Source organism: Protofrankia sp. CiP1_Cm_nod2, assembly GCF_920664355.1.
In the GTDB taxonomy this organism is placed as follows: Bacteria; Actinomycetota; Actinomycetes; order Frankiales; family Frankiaceae; genus Protofrankia.
Map to the genome: position 1 here is coordinate 16,773 of NZ_CAKKTL010000034.1, position 16,537 is coordinate 33,309.

The 16,537-nt window shown below is 68.9% G+C and carries 12 protein-coding genes; 8 read left to right on the forward strand and 4 right to left on the reverse strand.

What is annotated here, in order from left to right:
- A partial coding sequence (locus NBW84_RS05915; RefSeq protein ID WP_250282438.1) for a CoA transferase occupies nt 1–352 on the forward strand: 352 nt, incomplete at its 5' end.
- On the opposite strand, the gene NBW84_RS05920 is transcribed toward NBW84_RS05915, so the two are convergent.
- Nucleotides 265–2,199: a GAF domain-containing protein gene (locus tag NBW84_RS05920; RefSeq protein WP_250282440.1), complete on the reverse strand. Its 1,935-nt coding sequence runs from the start codon at nt 2,197–2,199 to the stop codon at nt 265–267. The two genes, NBW84_RS05915 and NBW84_RS05920, sit on opposite strands and share 88 nt — an antisense overlap.
- 804 nt (nt 2,200–3,003) lie before the next feature.
- On the opposite strand from NBW84_RS05920, the gene NBW84_RS05925 reads away from it, so the two are divergent.
- From NBW84_RS05925 to NBW84_RS05945, 5 genes are all read left to right on the forward strand, one after another.
- A complete protein-coding gene (locus NBW84_RS05925) occupies nt 3,004–4,176 on the forward strand; it encodes a substrate-binding domain-containing protein (RefSeq protein WP_250282441.1) in 1,173 nt (390 codons plus the stop codon).
- Nucleotides 4,177–4,271: 95 nt separating this feature from the next.
- Nucleotides 4,272–5,909 carry a sugar ABC transporter ATP-binding protein gene (locus NBW84_RS05930; RefSeq protein WP_250282444.1) on the forward strand — a complete coding sequence of 546 codons (1,638 nt, stop codon included), beginning with the start codon at nt 4,272–4,274 and terminating at the stop codon, nt 5,907–5,909.
- On the forward strand, nt 5,906–6,949 hold the full coding sequence (locus tag NBW84_RS05935; protein WP_250282446.1) for an ABC transporter permease: 1,044 nt from the start codon (nt 5,906–5,908) through the stop codon (nt 6,947–6,949). The genes NBW84_RS05930 and NBW84_RS05935 overlap by 4 nt, the downstream gene beginning before the upstream one ends.
- A 70-nt stretch (nt 6,950–7,019) precedes the next feature.
- Nucleotides 7,020–7,784 (forward strand): SDR family NAD(P)-dependent oxidoreductase, encoded by a 765-nt coding sequence (locus NBW84_RS05940; RefSeq protein ID WP_250282448.1) that lies wholly within the window; start codon nt 7,020–7,022, stop codon nt 7,782–7,784.
- Nucleotides 7,781–8,998 (forward strand): CaiB/BaiF CoA transferase family protein, encoded by a 1,218-nt coding sequence (locus NBW84_RS05945; protein ID WP_250282450.1) that lies wholly within the window; start codon nt 7,781–7,783, stop codon nt 8,996–8,998. Before NBW84_RS05940 ends, NBW84_RS05945 begins: the two co-directional genes overlap by 4 nt.
- Here the strand turns inward: NBW84_RS05945 and NBW84_RS05950 are convergent.
- The gene (locus NBW84_RS05950) at nt 8,947–9,777 is read right to left on the reverse strand and encodes an enoyl-CoA hydratase-related protein (RefSeq protein WP_250282452.1); all 831 of its coding nucleotides are present in this window, start codon (nt 9,775–9,777) and stop codon (nt 8,947–8,949) included. The genes NBW84_RS05945 and NBW84_RS05950 overlap by 52 nt on opposite strands.
- 305 nt (nt 9,778–10,082) lie before the next feature.
- On the opposite strand from NBW84_RS05950, the gene NBW84_RS05955 reads away from it, so the two are divergent.
- The gene (locus NBW84_RS05955; RefSeq protein ID WP_445548492.1) at nt 10,083–10,436 is read left to right on the forward strand and encodes a TFIIB-type zinc ribbon-containing protein; all 354 of its coding nucleotides are present in this window, start codon (nt 10,083–10,085) and stop codon (nt 10,434–10,436) included.
- A gap of 167 nt (nt 10,437–10,603) precedes the next feature.
- Here NBW84_RS05955 and dnaE read toward each other — a convergent pair whose 3' ends face one another.
- Nucleotides 10,604–14,173 (reverse strand): DNA polymerase III subunit alpha, encoded by a 3,570-nt coding sequence (gene dnaE / locus NBW84_RS05960; protein WP_250282454.1) that lies wholly within the window; start codon nt 14,171–14,173, stop codon nt 10,604–10,606.
- Nucleotides 14,174–14,571: 398 nt separating this feature from the next.
- A complete protein-coding gene (locus tag NBW84_RS05965) occupies nt 14,572–15,234 on the reverse strand; it encodes a Uma2 family endonuclease (protein ID WP_250282455.1) in 663 nt (220 codons plus the stop codon).
- Nucleotides 15,235–15,580: 346 nt separating this feature from the next.
- On the opposite strand from NBW84_RS05965, the gene NBW84_RS05970 reads away from it, so the two are divergent.
- A complete protein-coding gene (locus tag NBW84_RS05970; protein WP_250282457.1) occupies nt 15,581–16,180 on the forward strand; it encodes a hypothetical protein in 600 nt (199 codons plus the stop codon).
- Nucleotides 16,181–16,537: the final 357 nt, after the last annotated feature.

Below are 16,537 nucleotides of genomic sequence, written 5' to 3' on the forward strand. Positions count from 1 at the left end.
CGAACCGGTCGACAGATGGGACCGGGCGAACTGGCCATGGTGGCGGGAGCGGCTCGCGACGGTGTTCCGACAGCGCACCCAGGCGCGGTGGTGCGCCCTGGCCGAGCAGGCCGGCGTGTGCCTGTCTCCCGTTCTCACGATGGCGGAGGCGCCCGCCCATCCACACAACACGGCCCGGGCGGTCTTCACCAGGGTGGGCGATGCCGTTCTCCCCTCGCCAGCGCCACGCTTCAGCCGTACGCGGCTGGAACCGATCGCCGAACCTCAGTCCCGTGACGACGACACGGCCGACGTGCTCGCCGAGCTCGGCATCGACGTGCCGCGGCTCGTCGGCGACGCCTCGGGCGGGTAGCCGACGCCGGCGGCAACCGCTGGGCAGCCGCCGAGGCGAACGATCGTCATCGCCATCTGCGCGGTCAGATAGTCGCTGTCGTCGGTGGTGACGCGCAGACCGGTGAGGCGTTCGATGTTGGTGAGCCGGTAGCGCACCGTGTTGGGATGGACGCCCAGTTCGTCGGCGCAGTCGCGCACGTTCCTGGCCAGCCGCAGGAACGGCTCCAGTGTCGACATCAGTTCCACGGACTTGACGGAGCGGTCTCGCAGCAGGGGCCCGAACGTGTCGAGAACGAGCTGGCTGGCCTCGTCGCGGCTGGTCGAGGCCAGCAGGAGCCGTGCCGCGCCGAGATCGTCGGCGGCGAGCACGCCCGGCTCGGCGTCCGAGAGATGTTCACGGATGCACTTCAGGACCTGCTGGGCCTCCCGGTGGGCTCGGTGGTCGTCCCCGGGGGCCTCCACCACCGTCGAGATCGCCGCACAGAGCTGGCCTTCCGGACTGAGTTCGGCGAGCACGACACGCAGCCGGGCCCTCACCCATTCGACCGCCTCCCGCCGGTCGCACTCCCTCGGCACCTCGATGATCACCGCAATGTCGCTGCCGGACCAGGCCGCCAACGCGCTTGACGGTGACTCCCGGTCGGTCAGGATCTGGGCCACCTGCCGTGACATGACGCGGTTCGCCGAACCGCTGTCCCGCGCGGCCACGAGGCAGACCACCCGCCGCGCGGTGAGGTCGACGCCGAGCGAGCGAGCCCGTTCCTCGAGCTCCCGCTCGCCACGGATCAGGCTTCCCACGAGGGCCTCGACCGCATGCCATTCCATGTCCTGGTCGATCCTGCTCCGCAGACGCTCAAGAGCGATGTTGTGCGCGGCCCTGCGCACGATGACGTCATCGAGCTGACCGAACCGGCCGGCGGCCTCGACGACGACGACGTAGCCCTGCCGCTGTCCGTTGAGTTCGATCGAGGTCAGCAGGAGCCGATGGTTGATGCCGGCCTGCGGCAGCGGCGGGAGGCACTGCGGGCGTCCGGACTCGAGTGACTCCGTGACGGGCTCGACCGAGGGATGATGCCGGATGTCGCCCAACGACCGGAGTCGCACGCGCAGGTCGTCCGTCGCGCCGGCGCAGGACAGGCAGCGGAAGTCCACGTCGTAGATGGCGCAGGGCTTCGACAGCAGTTGCGCGACCGTCTCCCCCAGCTCACGGACCCCCCAGCCGCTCAGCGCGATATCCGCGAGCTGCCCCTCCATGCGACGAGCGCGCTGCAGCATCTCCAGCTGCCTGGCCTGTACGTGGAGGCTGTCCCTGAGCTGGGAGGTCAGTTGCACCTGGTTGATCGCCGTGGCCGCGAGCTCGGCGAACGACAACGCCAGCTCCTGGTCCGGCTGTGAGAACTCCATCGTGGTGTCCTCGGTGTCGAGACACAGAATCCCGATTACCTCGCCGCGGAGCCTCATGGGGATTCCCAGCACCGAGCGTGCCCGCCAGCGACGCATCGCGGCGTGCACCGGCCGGGGATCCACCAGCGTGTTCGTGAGCATCACGGGCCGGCCGGTGTCGAGGATTTCCCGGGTGAAGTTGTCCCCGGGCATTCCGCTGACCAGCTGTTTTACGGGTATGTCGATGTCCCGGGCAGCGTGCGCGGCCTTGCCGTGCAACAGACCGGTCTCCCGGTCGCGCAGATGCAGACTGCACCGGTCGGCGCCTGTCAGCTCGCTGAGGGTGTCGACAATAAGATGGAAGATCGTGTCAAGGTCGCGTTCTTCGGCCAGCGCGCCAGCCAGTTTCCGGAACGCGGCAAGTTCCTTGTGTTCCCTGTGCTCGCCACCCACCTCGGGGGCGCGCTCGGACGGTTGCCGCATACCGGTCACGTCCGGTATCTGTTGATGCTCCGATCCGGCCTGGCGAACCCCGCTCATGTCCTGTCCGAGACCCCCGTCCGCAGGTCGCCTGAACCATGGATGCGGATGCCTTCCATGGCAGCAAACAGCCAGCAACGGTCTCTGTCAACGGCGCCCGGGCCCGGCCCCCTCGACCGGCGGTGGCGCTGCCGGTGACGCCGGCTGCCCGCCCGCGGCGGCCGACGGGCCAGCTGACGGATCTCCACCCAGTCCTGCACTCTCAGCACCCCCACCGTCAACCGGGGCCCATTTCCGCCCATGGGCAGCGGGTCAGTGTTCAACTGTCGCCCACGGTCCCGCCGGGCGGGTTTTGGAGCGGGGTCCAAAAGGCCGGACGCGGCGTTGCTGCGCACCCGGGGATCCGCCGCTAGCGTTCGCCCTCGCTCAGCCAGGTTGTGAGCCGGAGCACAGTTCCAGCTTCCGCGAATTCCAGGGAGTGCCGACGTGACGGGCGCGTCCATCTGCTTCGCCGGAAGGCCCCCACGGCGGAAACCCTCCGGCGGGCACGAACGACGAGAGAGGGGACGTCACCTCTCCCACCCACCCGAACAGCCGTCCTGGCCAACGACGCTACGCGCGGCCTGTGGCTGGCCGACCCCGTGGATCATGCCGCAACGCTGCTGACAGGCCTGGTCATCAGCGCCCCCGCCCGCCGAGGCCCAGACCCTGATCTCCCCGGCCGGGGCAGGCCGCGGCCTCCGGCTCTGCCTCCCATCCCGATCCGACACACCACCGACAGGGAGAACGATGATCCATCTGAGGGCAGTGAGGCGTTCGGCATCCGGCATGCTCGCCGCCGTGACCGCGGTGGCGCTTGTCGCCGCGGCCGGGTGTTCCTCCTCCGGACCGGACTTACCCGACGCCACGGGCGGCGGCGCCACGTCGGCCTCCGGGGACGGCTACACCGCCACGGCGCGGGAAGCGGTCGACGCGGCCTACAGAGGCCTCTACAGCGCACCTGCCAAGGGCGGTCCCAGCGCCCAGAAGGGAAAGAACATCTGGGTGATTCCGTGTTCTTCGGCGCTGTTCGGCTGTTCCGAACCCGCCGCGGCCATCCAGGAGGCAGCCAGGGTGCTGGACTGGAAAATCACGACGGCAGACGGCAAGGCCAGTCCCGCGGGCTATACGGCCGCCCTCAACCAGGCGGTCGCGGCACACGCGGACGGCATCATCACCATCGCGATCGACTGCCCACCGGCCAGGGCCGGGCTCCAGGCGGCGAAGAACGCCCGTATTCCGACGGTGGCCGTATGGGCCTACGACTGCGACGACCCCAAAGCAGGCGGCGGCGCGTCGCTGTACTCGGCGACCATCAATTCCAGTGGCACCCCTCCCCAGTTCGGTACCAGGTGGGGCACGTTGAAGGCCGACTATGCGATCGCCGCCACCGGAGGCAGGGCGAAGGTCCTACTGATCACGCACCCGGACTTCGTCGTCACCCAGTACGAGGAGGCCGGATATCGAGAAGAACTGGCCAGGTGCGGCGGATGCCGGATCGTCGACACGGTCGCTATCACCGGTCAGGACCTCGGCAACCCGGCGACGACGGCACAGAAGGTCGCCACGGCGTTGCAGAAGCATCCTGAGGCGAACGTCGTGGACGCTCCCGACGACACCACCATGGCCGAGATCTCCCAGGTCATCACCGCAAGCCAGCACTCCGGTCTCGTCGTGGTGGCCGGCGAGGGCTACCCGTCGACCGTGGCCCTTATTCGCAGGAAGGTGGTCACCGCCGCCGTCGGCGTTCCCGCGAACTGGCTCGGCTGGGAGGGCGCGGACGCGATGAACCGGGTTCTGGCCGGCGAGACGACCATCCCGGACCAGGGGGCCAGCTTCCAGATCATCGACGCCGACCACGCTCTGCCCGCCTCCGACAGCCAGTCCTGGACGCCGTCGGTCGACTACCGGGCCGCGTTCACCGCGAACTGGACCGGCTGACGTCAACCGCCGCGATGCCCGTGCCGCCCGGGATCCGTGGGACGGCACGGACATCGCCATACCGGACCACACAGCCGGACCACACAGGAGGACAGATGACCGCCGTCGGCGAGGCGCAGTCTCCGCGGACCACCGCTCCGGCGATCCGCGTCAACGCGGTCTCCAAGACCTTCGGTGGCACCCGCGCGCTACGCGATGTCAGCTTCGAGGTCCCCCGCGCCTCGGTACACGCGCTGTGCGGCGGAAACGGATCGGGCAAGTCGACGCTCATCAAGATCCTGGCCGGGGTGCACCAGGCTGACAGCGGCACGATCGAGATTGACGGCCACGTCCACGACGCGACCCGGACGAACCCGGGGTGGGCCGGTTCGAACGGGCTCTACTTCGTCCATCAGGCGGTGGGCACGTTCCCGTCGATGACGGTGGCCGAGAACTTCGCCGTCAGCTCGGCCTTCGGCGCGAGGAGCCTGGCTCCGGTCTCGTGGCGGGCGCTGCACCGGCGCGTCCAGAAGGTGCTGGAGCGGTTCGAGATCGACGTCTCACCAAAGACGATCATGGCGCAGGTTCCGCCCGCCACGCGGACGATGATCGCGGTCGCCCGCGCGCTGCAGTACGAGGCCGAGGCCGGGCGGGGCACGCTGGTCCTCGACGAGCCTACCGCGTCGCTTCCGGCCGAGGAGGCGCAGGCGGTGCTCGACGCCATGCGTGGTTACGCGCGGCGCGGCCACGCCGTCGTCTTCGTGTCGCATCGGCTGTCCGAGCTGCTGGCGGTGTCGGACAGCGCGACCTTCCTGAGAGACGGGCAGCATGTCCGGACCTGCGACGCCGCGGACCTCGACGAGAGCAGCCTGGTCCAACTGATCACGGGACATGCTCCGGTCGCGCCGAGCAGGAATACCGTCGGTACCGACCAGGCCGAGGTCCGGCTGCGGCTTGAGAACCTCGCGGTCGGATCACTGGACGACATCTGCCTGCAGGTGCGCGCCGGGGAGGTCGTCGGAATCGCCGGGCTGCTCGGCTCGGGCCGGTCGACGTTGCTGCAGTCGCTGTTCGGGGTCAGGCCGGCTCGGGGAGGCCGGGCGACCCTCGACGGCGTCGAGCTGACAGCCAACGACGTCCCCGCCGCCATCAGGGGCGGCATCGCCTACGTCCCCGAGGACCGCGCCGGACAGGCCGCGTTCGCCGAGCTTTCCGTACGCGCGAACCTGAGCGCGCCGAGCCTGCGGCGCTACTGGAACCGGGTCTGGCTGCGGCGTGCGGCCGAACGTTGCGACGCCCAGAGCGTCATCGAGCGATACAAGATCAAGGTCGACGGGCCCGAAGCGTACTTCGCCACCATGTCCGGCGGAAACCAGCAGAAGGTGGTGCTGGCGCGCTGGCTGGAACTGGCGCCGCGGCTGCTGCTGCTCGACGAGCCGACCCAGGGCGTCGACATCGGCGCCCGTACAGCGATCCACCAGCTCGTCCGCCAGGTCGCGGCCGCCGGGACCGCGGTGCTGCTCGTCAGCTCCGATCCTCAGGAACTCGTCGACGCGTGCGACCGGGTGGTCGGTGTCCACAGCGGGCGGATCACGGGCGAGGCGTCGGGCGCCGACCTGACCGTGCGGCGCTGTACCGAACTCGGTCACGGGCTGGGCGCACCGTCCGGAGCGCGCACACCGACGTCGCGCGCCCTCGGCCCACGGACACCCGCCACCCACCCACCGACCAGCATGGAGCCTCGAACATCATGACAGCGACCGCCACCGACCAGCGTCCGAACAGTCCCGCACCCCCCGGCTCAGGACGTCCGCCACGCCGTGCGAACTGGCCGGGCGGGGCGCGGTGGCTCTCCCTCGGCGAGCGGTTCGGCCTCCTGGTACTGATCGTTGCCATCATCGTCGCCTGGTCGGTGCGGTTCCCCGACACGTTCGCCACCGTACACAACTGGCAGATCATCGGCAGTTCACAGTCAGTGAATCTGATCATTGCGCTGGCGCTGATGGTCCCGCTCCTGAGCAACAACTTCGATCTCTCGGTCGGGTCCACCGCCAGCCTGGCGTCGATGCTCACCGCGGGCCTCATGGCGCGCAACGGATGGAACCTGCTCGAAGCCGTACTGATGGTTCTGGTCATAGGTCTGCTGATCGGGGCCGTCAACGGGCTGCTCGTCACACGGTTCGGGCTCAACGGGCTCATCGCCACCCTCGGATCGGCGACCGTGCTCGACGGGACGCAGAGCTGGTACAGCCACAACCTCAGCATCTCCTCCGGCTTCTCGCAGAAGCTGGTCGACTTCGGGACCGCCACGGTCTGGAAGATCCCGTGGCTGACCGTCGTCGCCCTGCTCATCGCGCTGGTGACCGGATACGTCGTCGCGCAGACGCCGTTCGGTCGCAGGCTCGTGGCTGTCGGGTCGTCGAGCCCGGCAGCCCGCCTGGTCGGCGTGCGAGTGGACCGACTGGTGCTGGCGAGCTACATGACGTCCGGAGGGCTCGCCGCGGCCGGCGGGGTGCTCCTGCTGGCGCAGCAGGGCAGCGCGACCCCCGGCACGACCGGCATCGGTGTCCTTCTCCCAGCTCTTGCCGCCGTCTACCTGGGAGCGTCCACGTGGACGCCCGGTCAGTTCAACGTCGTGGGAACGATCCTCGGCCTGGTCCTGGTCGCCGTGATCGTCAGCGGCCTGACCCTCGGCGGTGCCGCAACGTGGGTCAGCGGTGTTGCCGACGGCGGCGCGCTGATCCTCGCGGTCGGCGCGTCAGCGGCATTCAGACGCAGGCGGCGAGGCGCGTGACCTCTACACCGTTCGGTTCTGGCCAACCTGACCAGCCTGACCAACCTGGAAACAGTCGGATGGGAGAAACGTGAAGATCGAAGACAGTGTCGCGATCGTGACGGGCGGGGCGTCCGGACTCGGCCGAGCGGCCGCGACCGCGCTGGCAGAGGCCGGTGCCCGGATCGCGGTTCTGGACCTGCCCACGGCGCCCGGAGACGACGTGGCCAAAGGCCTCCCGACGGAGGCGGTCTTCGCGCCGACCGACGTCACGGACGAGGACGCCGTCACGGCCGCGCTGGACGCCGCCGCCGCACTGGGCGACATCCGCATCGTGGTCAACTGTGCCGGCGTTGGCACACCCGGCCGGATCCTGTCGCGCCGCGGCGAGGTCATGCCTCTCGCCCAGTTCGCCCAGCTCGTCCATGTCAACCTGGTGGGCACGTTCAACGTGATCCGGCTCGCCGCGGAGCGGATCGCCAGGGCGGAGCTGGTCGACGGCGAACGCGGTGTGATCGTCAATACCGCGTCGGTGGCGGCCTTCGACGGGCAGATCGGGCAGGTGGCCTACTCGGCGTCCAAGGGCGGCGTGGTGGGGATGACCCTCCCGCTCGCCCGAGATCTGGCCGACCGACAGATCCGGGTCGTGACGATCGCTCCCGGCCTGTTCAGGACTCCGATGCTGGAGGGTCTGCCGCAGCAGGCCCAGGACTCTCTCGGCACCCAGACGCCCCATCCGTCGCGGCTGGGCGAGCCGACCGAGTACGCGGCGCTGGTCGAGCACATCGTCGCCAACCCCATGCTCAACGGCGAGGTGATCCGGCTCGACGGGGCGATCCGGCTGGCACCCCGGTGAGGACACCCCTGCATGGCAGCCTCGACGGGCCCCTCCCGCGGGCCCGCGCCGGCTCCGCGGCGGAGGCCCGCGCGAGCGGACCGCTCAGCGGCGTGACAGTGCTGGAACTGCCGGCCATCGGGCCTGTGCCGTTTCTCGGCATGTTGCTGGCCGACCTCGGTGCGGAGGTGGTCCGTATTCAGAAACCGGCGGCGAAGCGCAGCAGCCTTGACGAGGTGTTCATCGCCGGCCCGCTCGGCCGCGGACGACGACACCTTGAACTGGACCTTCACGCGCACGGCGCGGGCGACGTCGTCCTGCGCCTGGCCGAGCGATCAGACGTTCTGATCGAAGGATTTCGTCCCGGCGTCGCCGAGCGCCTCGGCATCGGCCCCGACGAAGCGCTGTCCCGCAATCCTCGGCTCGTCTACGGCCGCCTGACCGGTTGGGGCCAGGACGGACCACTCGCGCGGACCGCCGGCCACGACATCACCTACCTCGCCATCTCCGGCCTTCTGCACGGAATCGGCACCAGACAGGGGCCGCCCACACCGCCGGTGAACTACCTGGCGGACTTCGCCGGCGGATCCCTCTTCCTCGGTATGGGGCTGTTGGCGGCGGTACTTCACGCCCGGACGTCCGGGGCCGGCCAGGTCATTGACGCCGCGATGGTCGAGGGCGCCGCATATCTCGGAACGATGACACGCACGCTGCTCGGCTCCGGCTCGTGGCGCGACGAGCGCGGATCGAACCTGCTTGACGGCGGTAGTCCGAACTACCGGTGCTACGAGTGCGCCGACGGCCGTTGGGTGGCCATGGGCGCGCTCGAGCCGCAGTTCTGGCAGACATTCTGCGAGGCCATCGGATCCGACCCGACGCAGGTGCCGTCACCGTACGATCGCGGCCAGTCGGATGCTGTCGAGTCATGGCTCACCGGCACCTTCAGGAGCAGGACCCGTGACGAGTGGGCCGAACTGTTCGCGCCCCTCGACGCCTGCGTGGCACCCGTCCTGAGCCTCACCGAAGCGCCAGAACACCCACACAACGTCGCCAGACAGGCCTACACCGAGTTCGAGGACACGCTGGTCGCGCTGCCTGCACCCAGGTTCTCCGGCACGCCGACGACCCTCGCCGCGGGCGGCAACGCCGCAGCCGACGGGCCGGAGATCCTGCGGCAGCTGGGTTACGACGAGACCGGGCTGGCCGCACTTCGCGCGTCAGGGGCGATCACGTAACCGGCTGCCGCGCCGAACAGCGGCCGACGGCTCTCGCTTCTTGCGGACAGGGCTTCAGCCAGATCAGGACCGTCGAACGACCGGTCCATCAGCCGGGCCGTACGCTCCAGCGCCCGCGTCTCGTTGTCCTCAAGGTCGGCGTACACCTGCGCCTTGATCACTGCCAGTGAGGTCGGCGCACAGTTCAGGGCGAGGTCGGTCGCGTACTCCACAGCCGCGGTGAAGACGTCAGCGACCGGCACGGCGAACTGCACAAGCCCCATCTCGAGGGCCTCGGCGCCGGTGATCACCCTTCCGCTCAGGAGCAGATCAAGCGCACGGCCGACACCGAGCGCACGCGGTAACAGCCACGACAGGCCATATTCCGCGACCAGCCCGAGGCGGGCAAAAGTCGTGGCGATCTTCGCCTCACGCGCGGCGAACCGAACGTCGCTGCCCATCATGTACGCGAAACCGATTCCCGCCACCGGCCCGTTCACCGCGGCTATGACCGGGGTGGACAGGCGATGCACAAAGCTGGGCATGTCCTCCTGCACCGGGATGAAGGCGCGTATGGCGGCTGGACCGCCACGGAGCACCTCGACGTCGGCACCAGAACAGAAGCCCCGGCCGCTGCCGGTCACAACAATCGCCCGCACGCGCGGATCCCGGTCCAGTTGACGCATCGCCACGGCATACGCATCCCCCATCGTGCGGGTGAACGCATTCAGGGTGCCGGGTCTGTTGAACCGCACCACGGCAACAGGTCCGTGATGATCGATCTCGATTTCAGCGGTCAACGCACTCTGCATCCCCTGATTCTGTCGCGGCCAGGGGAGGGCCGTTCGGGACGAATATGTACGCGCGTACAGGAACGCCGGCGCTCGGGAGGCGCACTATCACCGATCCGGGTGCGGCCGAACTGGTCAGCGATCTCGTGGGCGGTGCGCCCGGCGCGGTCCGCCTCGGTGGCGACGGTTCCGTGCACGGTGTGGGGGTACGACCCAGCCGCGCCGACGGTCCGAGCCGCGACCGACAGGCCGGTGTGACGTCCCCTGGCCGCATCCGGGACACCCGGTACGCTACTGGCGAATCGAATGATCTAATGGGCCGCACCGGGCGAGTGAGTGCGAGATGGGTGGGTTTCGTCGTGAGCTACACACTGCAGTGTCCCAAGTGCCACGGGGTGATGCGGACCTACAGCCGCAGCGGCGTGCAGATCGAGCAGTGCGACAACTGCCGGGGAATCTTCCTTGACTACGGGGAGCTGGAAGCCATCAGCCGGCTTGAAGGGCAGTTCAACCAGCCCCCGCCGCCCCCGCCGCAGTACACACAGCCCGCGCAGTACGCCCAGCCCGCGTGGGGCGTGCCGCATGGGGGCCACCACGGCGGGCACGGCCATCACGGCCATAGCGGTCACGGCCACCACGGCTTCGCCAAGCTGTTCTTCTCCTCCTGACCGGATCCGCAAGGGCTGTTTCTCGACGGCCGTATCCCGTGTCGTCACGTGACAGGGCCCCGGGACCGCACCGGATATCCGGTCGCGGCACCGGGGCCCTTTCACGTGGCGACGTCCGGTCGCGGAGGACGACATCGAGGGAGTGGACGGCCAGGCCAGGTGGCTGGTCAGGAGGCGACGGCCTTCGTGCCGAGCAGGCTTTTCAGGTCGCCCCAGAACGCCGAGGACGCGTCGACCTCCGGCCCCAGGCGCAGCAGGAGGTTGCTGCGGCGGGGGCTTTCCAGCCGGATGTGCACCGGGGTGTTCCCCGGATGGGTGGCCAGGATCAGGCGCAGCTCGTCGACGAGGCCCGGGGTCACCTTGTGCGTGGGCAGGGAAATCAGCACCGGCGGTCCGGCGTCCGGATTCACGCTCACGTCGAGTGTGGTCAGGTCGTGGGCGAAGATGCTGATGGAGCCGTCGCGTTCGTTGATGCGCCCGCGGACGGAGACCACCGCGTCGGGTACGAGCTGCTCGGAATACACCTCGTAGCTCTTCGGGAAGAACAGGACCTCGACCGACGCGTCCAGGTCCTCGACGGTGACGATGGCCCAGAGGTTGCCGTTGTTCTTGTTGACCCGCCGGTCGATTTTCGCGATCACGCCGGCGATCTGCACCTCGCCCTCACCGCGGCCGCTGTCGAGAAGGTCGATGATCCGGGTGTCCCGGTTGCGGTCCAGAATCCGCTGGGTGCCTTCCAGCGGATGGCTGGAGACGTACAGGCCGAGCATTTCGCGTTCCTGCGCGAGAAGTTCCGGGCGCGGCCACTCGGCGGCGCTGAGATCCAGCCCGAGGCCGATTTTCATCGACTCGTCCGGCTCGTCACCGCCACCGCCACCGCCACCGAAAAGGTCGAACTGGCCGAACGCCTCGTTGCGTTTCGTGCCGATGACGGCGTCGACCGCGGTTTCGTGGACCTGTGACAGGGCACGGCGGTTGTGCCCGAGGGAGTCGAACGCGCCCGCTTTGATCAGGGAGTCGACGACACGCTTGTTGCAGACCGCGATCTCGACCTTCTCCAGGAAGTCCGGGAACGACGCGTAGTCGCCCTTCCGTTCCCGGGTGGCGGCGATCGAGGCGACGACGTTCGCCCCCACGTTACGGATCGCGCCGAGGCCGAAACGGATGTCGTCGCCGACCGGGGTGAAGTAGAGCGTCGACTCGTTCACGTCGGGCGGCAGCACCCGGATGCCCATCTTGCGGCATTCGGCGAGATACACCGCCATCTTGTCCTTGTCGTCCCCGACGGAGGTCAGCAGTGCCGCCATGTACTCGGCCGGGAAGTTCGCCTTCAGATAGGCGGTCCAGAACGAGACGACGCCGTAACCGGCCGTGTGGGACTTGTTGAACCCGTATCCGGAGAAGGGGACCAGCACGTCCCACAGCGCCTGGGCGGCCTCGGTGGAGTAGCCCTTCTTCGCCATGCCGGCCATGAACTCCGCGTGGTTGGCGTCCAGCACCTCCTTCTTCTTCTTGCCCATGGCGCGGCGCAGCAGGTCGGCCTCGCCCAGGGTGTAGCCGGCGAGTTCCCGCGCGATGGTCATGACCTGCTCCTGGTAGACCACCAGGTGGTAGGTCTCGCCGAGAATGTCCTCCAGTCGGTCCTTAAGCTCGGTGTGGATCGGGGTGACGGGCTTGCGGCCGTTCTTGCGGTCGGCGTACTCGATGTGGGAGTTGGCCGCCATCGGCCCCGGCCGGTACAGCGCGAGAACGGCGGCGATGTCCTCGAACTTCGTCGGGGCCATCAGCCGCAGCAGGCTGCGCATGGGGCCGCCGTCGAGCTGGAAGACGCCGAGGGTGTCCCCGCGGGCCATCAGCTGGAAGGTCGGGGTGTCCGCCAGCGGGAGCTTCTGCAGGTCGATGTCGACGCCACGGTTCTTGCGCACGTTGAGGATCGCGTCGTCGATGACGGTGAGGTTGCGCAGGCCGAGGAAGTCCATCTTCAGCAGGCCCATGTCCTCGCACTGCGGGAACGGGAAACCCGTGATGATGGCGCCGTCGGCGTCCCGCCGGTGGATCGGCAGGACGTCCAGCAGCGGCTCGGAGCAGAGGATCACCCCGGCCGCGTGCACCCCCGTCCCGCGGGTGAGGCCCTCCAGCCCACGCGCGGTGTCAATAATCTTGCGGACGTCCTGGTCGGTCTCGTAGAGGCCGCGCACCTCGGCGGCCTCGCTGTACCGCTCGTGCGCGGGGTCGAGGATGCCGGACAGCGGAATGCCCTTGCCGAACACGTCCGGGGGCATCGCCTTGGTGATTTTGTCGCCGAGGGCGTACGGGTAGCCCAGCACCCGGCACGAGTCCTTGACCGCGGCTTTCGCCTTGATCGTGCCGAAGGTGAGGATCTGGCACACCCGGTCCTCGCCGTACCGCTCGGTGACATAACGGATCATGTCACCGCGGCGGCGTTCGTCGAAGTCGAGGTCGATGTCCGGCGGGGAGATGCGGTCGGGGTTGAGGAACCGCTCGAAGATCAGCCGGTGCTCGATCGGGTCGAGCTCGGTGACGCCGAGGACGTAGGAGACCATCGACCCGGTCGCCGAACCACGCCCCGGGCCGACCCGGATACCCTTCTCCCGGGCGTACCGGCAGATGTCGGCGACGACGAGGAAGTAGGCCGGGAAACCCATGTTGGCGATGACGCCGATCTCGTACTCGACCCGGTCGAGAACCTCCTGCGGCGGATTCGCGCCGAAGCGGTGCTCGACGCCGCGGGCCACCTCCTTGCGCAGCCACGAGAGCTGGTCCTCCCCCGCCGGGACGGGGAACCGCGGCATCCGGTCGACATAGGCGAAGACGTCGTCGTACGGCTCGACCCGTTCGGCGATCAGAAGCGAACTGTCGCACGCGCCGGGAACCTGGTCGTCCCACAGGTCGCGCATCTCCTCGGGGCTTTTCAGGTAGTAGCCGTCGCCGTCGAACCTGAAACGTTTCGGGTCGTCGAGCCGTTTCCCGGTGCCGACGCACAACAACGCGCTGTGCGAGTCGGCCTGGTCCTTGGTGACGTAGTGGCTGTCGTTCGTGGCCAACGGCCGCAGATCGAGCCGGCGGGCGACGTCGAGCAGGCCGTCGCGGACCTTCCGTTCGATCGCGAGCCCGTGGTCCATCAGTTCCAGGAAATAGTTCTCCGGGCCGAAGATGTCCCGGTAGGTGGCCGCGGCCTGCAGCGCCTTGTCGAACTGGTTCAGCCGCAGCCGGGTCTGTACCACGCCGGACGGGCAGCCGGTCGTGGCGATGATTCCCTCGGCGTGCTCGGCGATCAGCTCCTGGTCCATCCGGGGCTTGCGGTAGTAGCCGTCGAGCGAGGCGATACTGCTCAGCTGGAAAAGATTGCGCAGCCCCGTCGAGTTGGCCGCCAGCATTGTCATGTGGGTGTAGGCACCACCGCCGGAGACATCGCCGCCCTCACCGTCCGGATCGGCGTCGCGCTGCCCGCCGTCACCCCAGAAGACGGGTTTCTTGTGGTGCCGGGCCTCCGGTGCGACATAGGCTTCTATACCGATGACCGGTGTGATGCCGGCCTTTTTCGCGGCCTGGTGGAACTCGTAGGAACCGAACATGTTGCCGTGGTCGGTCATCCCCACCGCGGGCATGCCCAGCCGGGCCGCTTCGGCGAACAGCAGGCCGACCTTCGCCGCACCGTCCAACATCGAGTACTCGGTGTGCACGTGCAGGTGGACGAAGGAATCACCCTTGGACATTGGTCCCCTTTCGCACCGTACGGCCTCGACGAAGACCTTAACGCCTGGGCGCTCCCACCCGGGGCCTCCCCACATCGCGCGTCGAGTAGGCGTGTCGGACAGCCGCTCCCATTATCACAATTCGATCAACAATCGCAAATCAGGATGCTGGTCCTACGCATTGCCACGCCTTGTTCTACGCATTGCCATGCCCCGCCCACCGGACGCCGGAAGATCGAAGAATCGGCACTGGAAGCCAGCCACACCGTTCTCGGCCGATCACGGGCGGCTACAAGTATCCGCGTGCGCTCCGGACGGCCGGGCCGTCGACAGCGGAAGGACCGTACGGCCGCCCGGCCGGCCGGGCCCGGAGCCCGGCCCCGTGATCGTGGGTGCGCCGCTCGGGCCGGCGCGGCCGCTCAGAGCAACAGATCGGCGGGGCGCACGGTGACGGGGAAGGGCTCGGTGAGCTCGCGGCGGTCGCCGCCGCGGACGGTGTCGACGACCTCGTAGATGCCATGGCGGCCAAGCCGGTGGACGGTCATCGACGGGACCTGCGGATCGATGATCCAATAGGAACGGATACCGGCCTCCTGGTAGGCGGTCCGCTTGCGCCGGGTGTCGTACGTGCGGCCGTAACGGGAGAGGACCTCGACCACGAGGACGGGCAGGACCGCCTCCTGGTCGGGCAGGACGAGGACGTCCGGCTGGAACTTCCTGGTCACCGACACGGGCACGTCGAACGGCGCGATCAGAGTGCGCGCCGGGCCGACCTCACCCGCACGGAGGATCATCCCGAGGTTGAGCACGACCCGCTGGTGACGGTAGCTGGGGGCGGGGCTCACGACGACGACACCGTCGAGGAGTTCCCAGCGCCGCTGGCCGTGGGGCGCGTGCTCGAGGGCGTCGGCTGTGTAGCCGCCGGGCTCGACAGCCCGCAGGAAGGCCAGGCCCTCGTCGAAGTCGATCCGGCTGACCGGCAGCGGCCAGCCGGCCAGGCCGGCGATGTCCACCGGCCCGCCGGCCGGCTCGCGGGCCGGCTCGCGGGCAGCCGGGTCATGCTTTACCGCCACAGCTGTCATGGTGCCACTCCTTCGTTGACCGGACGGCACGTTTGCTGCAAAGCATACGCCATGGTGTGACGTTCCTCTGGCGATACGTCGACAGTGCCCACCCGGTAGATCTCCGCATCCACCCGCCGGATCTCCACCCAGTGGATGCCACCCGACATCTGCCCACCCGGTAGACGTCGGTCCGGCAGGCCACGGCAAACCCACGGGCCGAATCATCCGATTCATTGACACTTGTGCGAGAACAGTGGAACTCTCAGCCGTAAACGTCAGGGGGCGGCGGAGGTGCCGGTCGGCCGGCCTCAACGGAAGCGCACCTCCGCGCACAGGCGAGGTACACGATGATCAGCCGTACGCAATGATCAGCCGAAGCCGGCTGTTGGCGGTGGGCGGGGTGGCGTTCACGCTGCTGCTGGCGATGGTCGTCGTCGTCCTGTCGGGAGGCGCAGCCCTCCCGTTCGCGCTCGGCAGCGTCGGTTCCTTCGGCGTCGCCGGCGCCTCGATCGACACCGGCGAGCCGGCTCAGCCGGGCAGCTTCACGCTGGTACCCAGCATCGACGGGAACTCGGCCCCGGACGGCGGCCAGCTGCCGGCGGGCGAGATCTACATGAAACAGGCGCTGATCGACGGGCTGGTCCTGGAGAAGGCATTCGAACTGCCCGGCGGGCTGGGTACCTGGAAACTACGGATCAACGCTCCCGGACGGACGAAGGTGACCGGCCTCACGCTCGGCGCGTCCCGGATCTGCGTGGAATCGATCGATTTCCACGGGGTCGCCATCGACGCCGCCGGCGGCGCTCCGCTCGCCTCCATCCGGCTGGACGCCGGCCGGGTCGTGCTGGTCGGCGCCGGGGTCGAGGCGACGAGCCTGCGGTCGACCGGCCTCTCGCTGGGCAGCATCCAGGTCGGCATCGAGCGCGGCGGCTACGACCCGCAGAAATTCCGTTGCCTGGCATGAATGCTTCGCGCAAGCGGCCGGACGGCCCTCACACGAACGACCGGACGGCACGATCCCACCTTTTCACCGCTTTTGCGGCTTACACCGTTCTTACCGCTTTTGCTGCCTGGTTCTCCCGCTCCGCGGTTTCGTGGCCGTCGCCGGCAGGAGGCCCGGCGCCGGCCACGAAACGGTCCGGTGACGCGGGCCCGGTGGCCTGATGGCCCGGCCATGGCCAGCAGGGGCGGCAACGAACGTGTCCGCCACGCCACCGCGTCCGCACCGCCCGGCCCACCTGGCGAAGCCGGCCCACCCGGCGCGGCCGGCCCGCCCGGCGAAGCCGCCCCGTCGCCACCGCGAGCGCGCCCGGCCCGTGGT

Bases quoted from the DNA above. Each gene is read 5' to 3' on its own strand.
- NBW84_RS05930 (WP_250282444.1), top strand. From the start codon at position 4,272: ATGACCGCCGTCGGCGAGGCGCAGTCTCCGCGGACCACCGCTCCGGCG.
- NBW84_RS05955 (WP_445548492.1), top strand. From the start codon at position 10,083: ATGGGCCGCACCGGGCGAGTGAGTGCGAGATGGGTGGGTTTCGTCGTG.
- NBW84_RS05965 (WP_250282455.1), bottom strand. From the start codon at position 15,234: ATGACAGCTGTGGCGGTAAAGCATGACCCGGCTGCCCGCGAGCCGGCC.
- NBW84_RS05970 (WP_250282457.1), top strand. From the start codon at position 15,581: ATGATCAGCCGAAGCCGGCTGTTGGCGGTGGGCGGGGTGGCGTTCACG.
- NBW84_RS05935 (WP_250282446.1), top strand. From the start codon at position 5,906: ATGACAGCGACCGCCACCGACCAGCGTCCGAACAGTCCCGCACCCCCC.
- NBW84_RS05920 (WP_250282440.1), bottom strand. From the start codon at position 2,199: ATGCGGCAACCGTCCGAGCGCGCCCCCGAGGTGGGTGGCGAGCACAGG.
- dnaE (WP_250282454.1), bottom strand. From the start codon at position 14,173: ATGTCCAAGGGTGATTCCTTCGTCCACCTGCACGTGCACACCGAGTAC.